The organism is Cyanobacteria bacterium FACHB-DQ100 (assembly GCA_014695195.1).
Lineage (GTDB): Bacteria > Cyanobacteriota > Cyanobacteriia > Leptolyngbyales > Leptolyngbyaceae > Leptolyngbya.
In genome coordinates this window covers 263,115-275,854 of sequence record JACJNW010000039.1, presented here as the reverse complement: position 1 = coordinate 275,854, position 12,740 = coordinate 263,115, and the positions used below count along the sequence as shown (strand labels likewise).

Sequence of the window (12,740 nt, the reverse complement as noted above, 5' to 3'; positions counted from 1 at the left end):
AGTCAGCTAAACCCCGATCTTTCATCAAAAAATAGATAGAGTGAGATAAAACTCTAGCTGCTCGACTTATCCACACTCAAACGGTAATCAGTCTTGGGGAAGGGCAACTTCACAACCTGCTCAAACAAAGCTTCATACTGAGTTAAAGCTTGCTCGAATGAATAGCGCTCGATCGCGTGCTGTCGCCCTTGTCTTCCCAGCCGCGCCGCAAGCTCCGGATCGTGATACAGCGCTAAAATTTGCTCTGCTAAAGCTTCTGGATTTTCTGGCTCTACAACAACTCCACCGCGGCTTTTCTCGATTGCGCTTGCCGCACTCCCTGTACTGGGAACTGCAGCAACGATCGCCCGTCCACTGGCAAGAAGTACCTGAGTTTTCGAGGGCATATTAAACGAAACTACATTGCGCTTCTGCACAATCAACCCCACATCTGCAGCTGCCAGCATTTCAGGCAGTTTCTCTCGCGGTTGAAACGGCAAGAGCTTCACATTATCGACACCCTGTAGCTCACAATGCTGCTTGAGTTGTTCGATCGCTTTTGGCTCTCCCACAATTGCAAAAGCAATGTCTGAAACATGGCGCAATTGGGCAGCGGCATCAATCACAGTCTCTAAACCCTGTGTCAATGCAATATTTCCGGCATACAAAACTACAAACTTTCCATCCAGTCCATGTTCGCTCCGAAAGGCATTATTGCTCTTAGGCAGGGGACGAATAAAGCTAGTATCAACCCAATTTGGAATGCAGGTAAGCTTACTGGATGGGACTCCTTTGTTTTCTAGATTTTCAACAAATCCATCCGCAATCACACTGATGGTGTGGGCGGTGCGATAAGCAAACTTCTCTAAAGCTTCAAATACCCGAATCATCGTTTTATTTTTCAACAGCCCGACCTGTACCGCCGCTTCTGGCAGAATATCCTGCACATTGAGAACGATCGGGCAGTTGTGAAGCCAGCTCAAAAGCGCTGCCGGAACACAGACCGGAAGTGGCGGAACCGTGAGAAGAATCACATCCGGTCGCCAGCCTCGCAGCGCTTGCAGGAAGCTAGTCAAGACAAAGCTACTATCAAGCAGCAGTCGATCGAGCAGGTTTGGCTTGGGTTTAACCCACATATAGCTGCGCTGAATGACCACTCCGTTGCATTCTTCTGTCATGTAGAGCTTGCCTCGATAGCCCTCATAAATCTGGCGTTGCGGATAGTTCGGCATCCCAGTGATCACTCGGACTTGATGCCCCCGTCTGACCAATCCCTCAGCCAGTTCGGTCATCAGAGGTGCAATTCCAATCGGTTCAGGATGATAGTTATAGGAATAGATCAAAACACGCATAGCTTAGTGAACCCAAACGGCAATGGTCGCGATGAAGAACTCAGCCGTCAAGCGTTCAGAAGCCACAGATGACTTGAACCTGTTCGATATTTAGAATGTGCTAGGGGTCACATGCAGAAAATCCTGCGATCGAGGTCAGGAAACGGAGTCCTGTGAGTTCTGGGCTGAACGTTTGTAGCAAATCAGGGACGCTAGGTCTAGGTTGCCCAGAAAACACTCGTCTTTACATTGCTTTGCTGGAAAATGCTAAATTTCGTTTTTCTGCTCGATGTGATTGAAATAACAAGCTTTTATCCCAGATCTTCCACAGACTGATCATTCTGGGGCTCTGGTGGACAAACAATCGAAAATAAAGCAGCATAATCGAGATCAGATAAATTTTGAGCGATCGCACTTTGCAAAATCTCTCGAACTCCCTCAACAGAAGCAACATTCAGGTTCGCCGATTGTGCCGCTTCAACAAACAGATTGATGTCTTTTTGCAAATGCTTTGTCGGGAAATTGGGGTTTTCAAAGTCTCGATCGAGCATTCGTTGTAATTTCTTATCAAAAGTCGGCGCGTACAAAGCACTCTGCCGCAGAATTTGCATAAACGCTTCGACCTCGACATTCTGCCGCAAGACTAAACCTAAACTCACGGCAAAAGCACTGGTTAATGATCCAATGAGTTGATTTAAGGCAAGCTTCACCGTCGAAGCCGAACCCACTGTCCCTAGTAAAACCGGATTTTCACCAAGCGTTTGCAGCAGCGATCGCCATTGTTCAAACTGCTCGACTTCCGCACCCACCATCACGATCAATTTGCCGGATCGCGCCTCTGGAATACTTCCAAGCACCGGCGCCTCTAGGTAACTTCCACCCGCAACGACAACTCGATCGCGAATGGATTGACTCTCATCGGGCGCGATCGTACTCATTTGAATCACGGTGCGCCCTTGCAGAACCGCTTGATCCGATAGCAAGGTTTGTTCGATCGCTTCAGCATTCGTGAGCATCAAAATTACACAGTCAGAAGCCGCGATTGCCTGCGAGCTAGAAGTGGCGATCGTCGCTCCCACCAAGGATTCTAACTTTGCAGCAGTGCGATTGTAGGCAGTGACAGAATGACCGGCGGTTATTAGCCGCTGTGCCATCGGTAAACCCATTAACCCTGTGCCAATAAATCCGATCTTCGCCATTGCTCCGCTCCAGACAATTCTTTTCACAGTCTAGAGGGAAACGATCTATTGGATTGTTTTCATGATGAACTCAGCGATTTCAAGCAGTTCTGCTTTGTTGAACGACTCTACTAACGATCGGGCAGCGGCTCTCGGCTCTAATGAAATTGTGATTTGGGGCTTTGCCGCGGGCGTAACCGACGCGGGAGGCTTTGCAGGTTGAGTAGGCGGACTGACTAAATTCTTCAGGTTCGGACTGATTGCAATGCGGTTAGCGCCGCCTGTGAGCAGAAAATCACTCGCTTGCTTTAGATCCTTAATCACCACTGGGGCAAGCGTGGCATAGCTATTTTTGGAATTTGCGATCGCCCGTTGCGCCGTCTGCAACAACAGTACCCAGGCTGGAGTCGTGCTGCTCACTTGGATTAGGCGATTGCATAAAGCGATCAACTGCTGCCGACTCTTCTGAGAATCGCCCTGCTTAAACAGTTGCAGCATCGCCTTAAGGACTGCGGTAATCTGGGCTGCAACGCCTTGCGGTAAAGTTGAGGCTTTCGGCGCAGCGCTTCTCCCGGCAATTAGAGTGCTGAGATAGGCTTGGAGTTCTCGAAACGTGGGTTCTGCGGCGGAAACGGCTTGCTGTGCCTCTTCTTCTCGCAGTCCAAACGGGCTTTGAAGCGCTTCGATCAGTTCTTTGAGCGTGTCAAATCCTTTGAGAAACAAATCTTCAAGGCGCTGATCGATTCTAACGGGATGCTCTTTGAGAATTTTGAAGCAATCCTCGAAATGGTGAGCGGTTCTCTGGATACCATCAAAGCCCAGCATTGCAGCCCCGCCTTTCACCGAGTGAGCTGCCCGAAATAGCTCATTCACTCGCTCTGAATCTGCCATCGTTGCAGCAAGATCGACCAAGCCCTGTTCGATCGTGTCTAAATGTTCTTTTGCTTCTTCAATGAAATAGCCAAGAATCTGCTGTTGCTTAACCGTTTGCACCGCCCTGCTCCTGAAGTGACAAATTCACAAGACCGGGAAAGTTTGCCCTGTGTTCTGAGTGTTCCCAAAAGCGGTAAGAATTCACGGCAAAAATAGGCTAAATTGCTTTTAACGCAAATCTTTGCTGCAATTTCGTCAAAAGCTGTTTTAATATCAACTTTCCGCTTGCAGTATTGAAATGTTTTAACCGACGTGACTTTAATCCGGCACAACGCTGAGAATAACCTGAGAGTTGAGGGGACAGTTAGACAAAACTGAGTTTTCGACGGTAAAGTAAAGCAACTTCAGCGGTCTAGAATTGAGAGTCAAGCAAGTGTTTCTATGCAACAGCCGAATCTATTAGAACTCGCAAAGCAAGGTGAACCGGCTGCGATCGCAGCGTTGATGAATGCGGTATTGTCCCCAAAAGGCATCACAGCGCAGGCGGGTTTGGATGAGGACTGTTTGTGGGTGTGTTTGGAGTCGCAGAAGCCACTCAATCAAGAAACACTCGTCACCTTTATTCAAAAGGGGCTATTAGAGTTAGGGAATGATTCAATCCGATCGGTACGGGCACAAGCGAAAAAGATCGGAGAAGATCACTTCGCTTGGACACGGGAGTTTTCGCTGCGATCGCCTGAATTATCTGCTCCGGTCGTAACGGCTCCGGTTGCAATCTCAACTCTGCCGGATGCTGAACTAGAGGCTTCTGTTGCGACGCTGGATGCTCCAACTGAATCGCAACCTCTAGTTGAAGAAGCAACTCCTGAAGTCGAATCTCCGGTTGCAGCGGCGATCGCTGAAGTCCAACCTCCGGTTGTAGAGGCTACCCCTGAAGCTCAACCGATAATTGCAGAAGCGATCGGAGAAGAGGAAGAACTCGAAGAGCCGCTCTCGTTGCGGGGCTGGCTAAAAACGCGGTGGCGAGTGTACGCGATTCCGGTTGCGCTCGTCGTGGTTGCGGGATTTGTCGCAGGCGGGACGACAGCATTTTGGTCAACCGCAAAAAGTCAGTCTCAAGGATCACAGGGAACCGCCAGCAAGCCGCCTAACGATGCTGCGCTGGAGCGGCAAAAGGAAGCGGAAAGCTATCTCAAAGCGATGATCGCTGCACAGGAGAAATTTTATCAGCGGAATAACCGATTCGCTCGCAGCTTAGAGGAGCTAGAGCGATCGGCAAATGTGATTTCTCAGAGCTACAGCTACGCGTATCGCCTGCGCGTCGGCACTGATTCTGTGATTACGGCTGTACCCCGTGAGGCTGGTTTACATAGCTATATTGGAGTTGTCAGGGTAGCTGCATCGGGAGCTGAGAGTTTAATCTGTCAATCACTCAAGCCGTCGGTGCAAGCTCCTGAAAAGCCAGCCGCGACCAAAGGCAAAAAAACCGCCTGTGCTGCACGATCGCAGAAACTCTAATTCATCAGCGCTTGGGCTTGCGGAAACGTGGTGAAAATAAACACTGCAACGGTTAATACTGCCAAAACGCCTTGAGCTAAGTTACCCACCACAGAACCTACGACAATGCCGAGTCCCGCTTTGATTGCGATCATGGCATCTTTGCAGTAGAGAAATTCACCGACGATCGCCCCGACAAGCGGGCCAAAAAACAGACCCACAATTAATCCCGGAAGTCCACCGATCGGCAAAGCGGGCAGAAATCCAAGAATTCCGAGAATAAATCCGACGACTGAGCCGATTTGCCCCCAGTTGCTAGCTCCCGCTTTCTTGGCTCCCCAGTACGTCGCCAGAAAATCAATTCCAAAGCTCAGTAAAAAGACGACACTCCCAATAATGAGAGCGACTGTCACATCTGAAAATCCTCGAACTGCGCCCCAAATCACGATCGCGACGAGAATTAAGCTGGTTCCCGGAATACCCGGCACGACTGCGCCAACGATTCCAACCAGCATGGCGATCACCAAGACACAATACAGAGCAAACATGTACAGAGCAGGCATTCCAGCGTCCTTTAAGTTAAGTGAAGGGTTGTCATTAACGTAGCGTATCGTGAGGGCTGAATTATCGCCAATAGGGTTTTCCTTTCCAAAATAGACCGATGATCATCCCCATTGCCGAATTAAAGTTCACACCAGGCGTAAGCAGTTGCGGGAAAACCGCATCGGGTAACAACGATCGCAGCCACAACCCGAACAGCAAACAAGGAACCAATGCCCACAAAATCGCATTGGTAATCACAATTCGGCGGAACCACCGTTCTGTAATCGCGACTGCCAGCGCTCCGACTCCCACAGCCGCCCCTAAAAAGACGATCACGGCAAACGGGGACTCTAGCAGTTGAACAATCATTGAGCGCAGCGCTGGAATTGCAGCCACTTGGAACAATAACCAATCCAATAGAATCGTAAAGCCGATCGTAATCAGCGCCACTTGCATCAATTCAGTCCAGGGTAAGTATTTCAGGGGACGCAAAGGATTGAACATCGGGGTTTAATTTAGAGAGTTAAACTACAACAGCCAGTAGGCACTTTTGACTCAAGTTAGCGTCATTCGATTAGAGTTGCTCGAACCCACTATGCCATATCCCTTTGTGATTCCAAACTCGGTTCTATCTGTGATAAGTCATGTCGTTCGGGCAAGCGTTATTGTCGGGGTGATTACTCAGAGCGCCTTGGCAAAACCAGAGCTTGCACCTTCGACGACTCCGTTTAAGCCAGAAATGATTCAACAGGGAATGTGTACCCCAGAGATCGCGGGCATCACCGATACAACGATTCAACAGTCTGGTTTGACCAAGCCAAGTTTGTGGTGGATTCGCGATCAGATTGCGGCACAGAATAAGTACGGGCGGCGATTGATTGATAGTTGGTTGGCGTGTGAGGGAACGGGTGAAACCAATCGAGTCGATGTGATGGTGAATGCTCAGATTTGGAGTTTGTTAGATTTGCTTGATCGCTATGAGTTCATCAAACGGTTTGGCACCGCATCGAGTGACTACGGCTACAATTTGCGAGTGTTTGATCCGCAAGGGGAGATCTTAGGTGCTTATACGTGTAACTTTAATTCAGAGGTCGCAGCCCAAATAAAGCAGAACTCGACCGTGGATGAAGCGATCGAGTGTTCGACGTTTGATAGGTTAGCGCGAACGAATTTCTGGTCGCCGTCTAGACAGCCCTTCGGACTTTAGCCCAAAGGGTGCGATATTGCTCGATCGTGGCATCGCTAAGGGGTGCGAGGAATTCGCTGCGATCGAGCGATTCCGGGGGTGGCACTAACAGGGAGTTTTGCCGTAGTGCTGCGGGAAACTCAGCAGGATTTAAGGTCGATAAGATCGGAGATGCGGCTTGACTCAGAAGGGAGAGTTGCGGCGCGATCGTCGGTTGCCAACAAAAGCTAATCCACTGCGCGAGTAAAGATTGCACAGCTTTATCTGAGTTGGGAACGGTCGCCGGACGCACCCAAAGATCGCTAAAGAGTGCAGTACCCGAACTGGGGAAAACAGCGGCGATCGTCGGATTACGTTTCATCGCTTGCAAGATATCAGTAGACCAAGCAACCGCCATCCAGACATCATCGATTAACAGCGATTGCAGCACGGAATCAGAGCTATAGAACCGAGTTTGGCGATTGAGCGCCGCGAGTTCTGCTTCGAGCGTTGGGACTTTGGTGAGGTCGGGTGTGTTGTAGGATTGACCGAGCTTTTTCAACGTAAGACCGATCGTTTCACGGGATTGATCCAGTAGCGCAATGCGTCCGCGTAAGTCTTCACGCCAAAGATCTGCCCAGTCTTGCGGCGGTTTGAGATTGCGATCGCGAAAGATATCGGTGCGATAGACGATCGCGGTTGCACCCCAGCGATAGGGTGCGCCCCAGACTTGAGCCGAATTGCGCGTTAGATTGCCTTGATTGTCGCGCGTGACAATTTGCTTGAAGCGATCGGGGAGTTGCTGCCAAAGTTGCCAGGTGTTCGGGTCGAGCGGTTGGATTAGTTGTTGGCGAATGGCAGCAGAAAGCCAATAATCGCCTATTGTGATCAGATCCGGAATTGCGTCTTGCTTCGGCAGAAACGGCAGACCGAGAGAGCGCTCCGGTGCTTTACCCGTTTGTTGTTTCCAGGCTTGCAGAGCGGTAAATAGCGTTTGTAGCTGATTTTCCGGTTTGAAATCGGTCGGCGTATCTTTGAACTCGGTTAGCTGTCTACGAAATTGGCTCGGCAGTTGAACCGGGATCGAGTTTTTTAGCAAGCGAATTCGGAACGCTGCCTGATTGGGACTACTACATCCGCTAAGCGTTGTGCTGAGTGCTGCGATTCCGAGTAAGAAACTGCGTCGATCCATGTTGATATCCTGTTACCTCTTTCGTTCTACCCCAAAACGGATCAAAGTGGTGACGATCGAGACAAGAGCATCTCAGCGAAACGCCTTTACATTATGCGCGCAATGGCTGATGTTTTCTGAGATTCAAAATTTAGGATGAAACTAACTAGATCCCAAAGCGATCGTGCCATTCCAAAGTGAATGAATCTTCTAGTTTTGTTGCAAAAAAATTGACGCATTTCTGCTTTAGATTCGAGTTGATCTTTTTCCTTATTTTAGATTTTGTTTACCTTTCGAGACTTAAATTGAGCTAATGCTCATTCGTTTATTTCAGAAAATTTTGATTCACCATAGAACGTTAAATGATTCAGGAATAAGCCACGAAATACACTTTCGTGAACTACCATAAGACCTTAGAAAAGTAGGGGTAAAGGTTAACTAATGGATACCATCCAGACCCAGATCAACGCTCTCAACAGCAAGGTAGATTCGCTGCACCAGACCATTGAACATTTAGGAGCAAATCTGGTGCAAGCCTTGACCGAAATTCAGACTGGCTCTCAGTCTGGAATTAGTCGATCGACCTTCGGAACTACGAACGGACGCTATGCCTATTCGCGATCGTTCGATACTTCGATGGAACACAAAGACGTTTTATCGGATAGCCATACAGTTGATTCGTCTGCTCACAGTGGCGAAAAAACGCTGTCTCCAGAAATCCAAATTCAACGCCTCACCGCCCAATTGACGGCTGCTTACAATCGAATTGCAGCGCTAGAAGAACAACTTTTGGCGCAGCGCGTTCACTAATTAAATAAATCGGGATGAGCGATCAAGTAACTGTTCGATCGCGCCTAATAATTCAATCTGCCCCCAGTTCTGAAAGACCGAAGCCGCGATCGCGCATCCTCCCGCTCCTACGCCTTCTTTGACGAATCCTTGTTCATAGGCTCGAAGCTGATTCCAGCGCGAGTCAGCAAAGCTCAATCGAGTTGCCATTAGGGTTGCATCACTCAACATTGTCGCAAGTCCAACTGTGTCTCCGGTCGAATCTTCTGCCACCCAGCGCGTTGTACCAATGATGATTTGATCAGAGTTCCAGACCAAAGTTTGCACACGCGCAATCGCTCGAATCAGTGCGTATACCGCCAGCATTTGTGTTCCACCTGCCAGTAAAACGCCGCTTGAGCGACTTGCCGCGATCGCCATTCCCGCTACGGTAATTTGCATCGGATCGCCAACAGCAGCAACGATCGAGAACGGATCTTCAGGATGATTGGCTAATCCTTGCTGCACAAGCTCCCATTTCTGAGCGTGATTGCAGATTGCATGGCTACTATTCACTTTTCCAGCAGCATCGATTCCAAGCCCAGTCAGAACCGAGAGCGCGGTTGTTGTTCCGCCAACCACACATTCTCCCAAAATCAGATAATCTGCGTCTTGAGCGAGCTTTTCACCCCATTTCAAGCCTTGATTAAACAGGTGATGCACGATCGCCCAATCTAACGCTGCGCCTGTACTCACACATCGAGCCGGACTGCCGTGTAAATCAATTGCGCTAATTGCAGGCGATCGAGGTAATCCCGCATTAAAAACTGTTACCGGAATTTGCAGCGCTTCAGTCACGGCGCGAGAAATGTAAACCGGAGACGCACCGACATGAAGTGGCGGTAGCGGAAATCTTGGATTGGGTTGAACCCCGTTGACGAGAAATTCTGCATCGGCGATCGCGGTAAATTGTCGATCGTTGGGTGTGGCTCCTGCCGCAGAAATTTCTGGAATTAATCCGGTTTCTGTAAATCCTAAAACACAAGCAAAATGAGGCTTTTTTCCTCGGTATTGATCGAGCCAGAGACGCGCTTGTTTTTCCCTGGTGTAGATGGCGATCGCGCTACTCATTGTCAAAGATTACTTGCACCCATTGCGGCGGACGGGGAATCGGATTGTTTAAGCGATCGAACAGAAACCAAGCCACTAAATGCACCACAAACAGATACATTGTATTTGCCGCAATAATAGATAAAAATATAAACAATTGCACCAATGCAAGCGAGGGCTGAATTAATAATCCTAACAGCGAGAAAATCCAATCCAGAAAGTTTGTCACCTGAACGGTGCCATACTGCCACAAATCATCACCGAGTAAGAGCGAAACTAACCACACTCGGAAGAACGCCCCCAACACACCAAGGAGCGTACCGATCGGAATGGAGACAAACCATTTCACGCGTCGATACCACAATGCTCCTAGCAATACGCCCATCAACCCGTAAGGAATGACATATTGAATGCTACGAACTGGAGCCATCAACACCGAAAGCAGCAATCCCGCGATCGCACATCCCATCCACGCCGCTCGACTTCCCCAACGCAGATAAATTAATGCGATCGGAATCGGAAAAAAGATTTGCAGAAACGGTCCCATTGGGAAATAAGTATTCACCAGCCAAACTAAGCTGGCAGCACTCGCTAAAAATGCCGTTTCCACCATGACGATCGGGCTATCTGGATCAACGCGACGACGAACGGGCGGCTGATCCGCAAAATTCGGCTCCGGATCGACATCGGGAATCCACTCTTCGTCGAGGTCGATCGAATTTGCAGATTGATTGGAGCGATCGTCATTCGGCAATTCAGTCATTGAAGTTGGTTCTGATTAGCACATCTACTCTAGTGCAAATTCTCCTCAAACGTTGCACCAAAAAGCTGTACGAGTGCGCGTAACAGTCCTCTGATTTGTTCTGGTCGGAAAAATGCAACTAGGTTTGTCGCTAAACACAAACTGCCCAAACCCAGCAAAATAAAAGTCGGCGGCATCACAACCCCGATCAAAAACCAGGTGAGCACGTGCAGTACCATGATGCCGGAAAACAGCGATGCCACTCCTGCTGCGACAAAAACTTGAGCGCGCGATCGTCCTAACCCTGTCAGAGCTAAGGTCAGAGAAGTCGTCAGCAGATTCGTAGGAACAAGAAACGCGCAAATTCCCACACAATTTGTTCGCGAAAATTCAAACAGTGAATCCAGCATTGTTAACGCTCACCACGATCGACAGCTTCCTCATATGGTCGCACTGTGTTTTTGATCGGGCTGCAATTGTCAATCAAACTTCACGAAGCTCTGTAATCAGAAGCTCTGTAATCAAAGGTAATCTTGCAGAAAATTTAGGTCGAGGTCTTCTTCCCAGGGTGGCTCTGGGTGCAGGAGCGACAATTGATGATTAATTTCCTGCTCGATTTCAAGCATATCTAGACGATCGAACCATCGCGCCATACTCTCTAGATCACGATGGCGGAGCGGGGACAGGGGTGCTGCGTGATCAAACGGCTCAGCGAGATCGAGGCGACGGACAATCTTGAGATGTCGCCACGGATTAATGAGCGGTGGATCTAGGGTGAGACGATCGAGAGATCGGACTTTTGGCATTTCTTCAGGAGTCGGATTGCTAGGAGAATCATGCAGCATACGATCATCCAGCGGCGAATAAGCGATCCTTGAGGCACACTCTAGAATCAATTTCAGTTTCCCCACACCATGAATAAAAATCGGGTGACTCATATCAGAATCACCCGAATCAAGCTCTTAAGTCCAGTACAACACCTTACCCTGCGGGAACCGCTGCGCTAGCTCCCGCTCAAAGAAGCAGCGCAACTCGCGCATCGTCTTGGCATCGTACACATACTTCATGCCCCCAAACTTATTGCGCTTGACGACCCGCGCAGACTCCTCCATGTCTAGCTTGGTATTCGGATACCAATTTAGCAAGACCTGCTTCGAGCCAGGAGTAAAGCGGTGTGAAATCAACTCAAAAGTCAAGTCACAATCAAAGTCGATCAACTCAGACATCCGATCGAGCAACTGCGTGTAATGCTCCTGCCAATTGTCGATCGGCATAATCGGTGCAATCACAATGCCCAACGGATAGCCGCCCTCTAAACCGAGTCGGCGCAATGCCTGAAGCCGCTCCTCGACCGAGGAAGTACCGCCCTCTAAACGCTGACTCACTGGAGCCGCATTCACGCTAACGCGACAGCGAGTATGTCCATTGTGCGGCAAATCTAACAAGCCCTCGACATTGCTAAACTTCGACACCCAGCGTAGATAACCATCCTCGCGTGTGCCAAAGTAGCGAATACACTCGGCAAGGCTACCTGTGAGATGCTCGATGCCAAGCGGATCAGTGTAACAACTCACCTCGTAACTGGTCTCGCTGCCGGGACGCTCATATCGCCCTAAGTTATCCAAGATCTGCGGCAGATTAGCGTAAACGCGAATCACAGGCGGCCCCGATAAGCTGCCTGCAAGATAACAATACTGACAGTGACCCGGACAGCCCTCTGCAATGTGAAACTGCCAATCCGCAGACGGGGGAATCGGGCTGAGCTTAAACTGACTCTGAGGAGCAGTGACGATCGCTAAAGTCCGCTTTGCAATGCTGTATGTCTCGCGCTCATCCTCGCCTCGTAACCCACTGAGGCGATTGCGCGGTAATTCTTCGACGGGTAAGCCTAACTGCTGAACCCGCTCGACGATCTGCTGTCCCCAAGGCTCATCTAATGCAGCGGGAGTGACAATCACACGATCGGGCATCCATAACTTCGAGCCACGAGCTTCACGAACTGGTGCAGTAACTACCATGCGCCTCAATCATTGCCTTACTTCTCCATTATGGCAACGATCGAGGCGGCGCAATCAGTCTAGAGGAGCGGGTTTCACGCCATTTTGATGAGGCGATTCCACACTTGTTTGAGGGCACGATTGACGGCAATTTTTTCAGCGATCGAGGTGTCTTTCTTGTCGAATAGGGGTGCAATTTCTTTGGCTTCTGTTAGCTCAACACCAAAACAGATTAATTGCTGTGTATAAGATTGTTCCTGAAGTGGATTGCGTCCTTGCGCTAACAATTCAAGATATTCGATATCGGACATTTCTAAATCCACGACGATCGACTGAGAATTCCGCACAGTGCTGTTTCTCCTAAGGTTTCAGGACAGCATAACAGG

Annotated in this window: 15 protein-coding genes; 3 read left to right on the top strand and 12 right to left on the bottom strand. The window is 49.4% G+C overall.

All coding sequences use genetic code 11. The annotated features are described in order from the left end of the window. Positions 1 to 53: 53 nt before the first annotated feature. The 3 genes from H6F51_23395 to H6F51_23385 form a co-directional block, all read right to left on the bottom strand. Complete coding sequence (locus tag H6F51_23395; protein ID MBD1825419.1) at positions 54 to 1,331, bottom strand: glycosyltransferase family 4 protein; 1,278 nt, start codon at positions 1,329 to 1,331, stop codon at positions 54 to 56. 290 nt (positions 1,332 to 1,621) lie between these two features. Further along, positions 1,622 to 2,509 carry an NAD(P)-dependent oxidoreductase gene (locus H6F51_23390; GenBank protein MBD1825418.1) on the bottom strand — a complete coding sequence of 296 codons (888 nt, stop codon included), beginning with the start codon at positions 2,507 to 2,509 and terminating at the stop codon, positions 1,622 to 1,624. A gap of 45 nt (positions 2,510 to 2,554) precedes the next feature. Next, positions 2,555 to 3,481, bottom strand: a complete 927-nt coding sequence (locus H6F51_23385) for an Hpt domain-containing protein (protein MBD1825417.1) — start codon at positions 3,479 to 3,481, stop codon at positions 2,555 to 2,557. Positions 3,482 to 3,802: 321 nt separating this feature from the next. Between H6F51_23385 and H6F51_23380 the strand changes: the two genes are divergently transcribed. Then, entirely contained in the window at positions 3,803 to 4,879 is a 1,077-nt protein-coding gene (locus H6F51_23380; GenBank protein ID MBD1825416.1) for a hypothetical protein, read from the top strand. Here the strand turns inward: H6F51_23380 and H6F51_23375 are convergent. Then, positions 4,876 to 5,406, bottom strand: coding sequence for a DUF456 family protein (locus H6F51_23375; GenBank protein MBD1825415.1), 531 nt, complete (start codon positions 5,404 to 5,406; stop codon positions 4,876 to 4,878). The genes H6F51_23380 and H6F51_23375 overlap by 4 nt on opposite strands. Before the next feature lie 76 nt (positions 5,407 to 5,482). Continuing rightward, on the bottom strand, positions 5,483 to 5,905 hold the full coding sequence (locus H6F51_23370) for a peptide chain release factor 1 (protein ID MBD1825414.1): 423 nt from the start codon (positions 5,903 to 5,905) through the stop codon (positions 5,483 to 5,485). 46 nt (positions 5,906 to 5,951) lie between these two features. Here H6F51_23370 and H6F51_23365 point away from each other — a divergent pair, with 46 nt between their 5' ends. Next, on the top strand, positions 5,952 to 6,608 hold the full coding sequence (locus H6F51_23365; GenBank protein MBD1825413.1) for a hypothetical protein: 657 nt from the start codon (positions 5,952 to 5,954) through the stop codon (positions 6,606 to 6,608). On the opposite strand, the gene H6F51_23360 is transcribed toward H6F51_23365, so the two are convergent. Continuing rightward, the gene (locus H6F51_23360) at positions 6,586 to 7,758 is read right to left on the bottom strand and encodes an extracellular solute-binding protein (protein MBD1825412.1); all 1,173 of its coding nucleotides are present in this window, start codon (positions 7,756 to 7,758) and stop codon (positions 6,586 to 6,588) included. The genes H6F51_23365 and H6F51_23360 overlap by 23 nt on opposite strands. 420 nt (positions 7,759 to 8,178) lie before the next feature. Here H6F51_23360 and H6F51_23355 point away from each other — a divergent pair, with 420 nt between their 5' ends. Then, on the top strand, positions 8,179 to 8,547 hold the full coding sequence (locus tag H6F51_23355; GenBank protein ID MBD1825411.1) for a hypothetical protein: 369 nt from the start codon (positions 8,179 to 8,181) through the stop codon (positions 8,545 to 8,547). Here the strand turns inward: H6F51_23355 and H6F51_23350 are convergent, their stop codons facing one another. The 6 genes from H6F51_23350 to H6F51_23325 all read right to left on the bottom strand — a co-directional run bounded on the left by H6F51_23350 (position 8,548) and on the right by H6F51_23325 (position 12,701). Beyond that, a complete protein-coding gene (locus tag H6F51_23350; GenBank protein MBD1825410.1) occupies positions 8,548 to 9,636 on the bottom strand; it encodes a TIGR00303 family protein in 1,089 nt (362 codons plus the stop codon). Then, complete coding sequence (locus H6F51_23345) at positions 9,629 to 10,378, bottom strand: DUF2232 domain-containing protein (GenBank protein MBD1825409.1); 750 nt, start codon at positions 10,376 to 10,378, stop codon at positions 9,629 to 9,631. Before H6F51_23345 ends, H6F51_23350 begins: the two co-directional genes overlap by 8 nt. A 29-nt stretch (positions 10,379 to 10,407) precedes the next feature. Further along, complete coding sequence (locus H6F51_23340) at positions 10,408 to 10,767, bottom strand: hypothetical protein (GenBank protein ID MBD1825408.1); 360 nt, start codon at positions 10,765 to 10,767, stop codon at positions 10,408 to 10,410. Positions 10,768 to 10,878: 111 nt separating this feature from the next. After that, a complete protein-coding gene (locus H6F51_23335; GenBank protein ID MBD1825407.1) occupies positions 10,879 to 11,295 on the bottom strand; it encodes a hypothetical protein in 417 nt (138 codons plus the stop codon). 24 nt (positions 11,296 to 11,319) lie between these two features. Continuing rightward, complete coding sequence (locus H6F51_23330) at positions 11,320 to 12,375, bottom strand: radical SAM protein (protein ID MBD1825406.1); 1,056 nt, start codon at positions 12,373 to 12,375, stop codon at positions 11,320 to 11,322. Positions 12,376 to 12,449: 74 nt separating this feature from the next. Beyond that, positions 12,450 to 12,701, bottom strand: coding sequence for a hypothetical protein (locus tag H6F51_23325; protein MBD1825405.1), 252 nt, complete (start codon positions 12,699 to 12,701; stop codon positions 12,450 to 12,452). Positions 12,702 to 12,740: the final 39 nt, after the last annotated feature.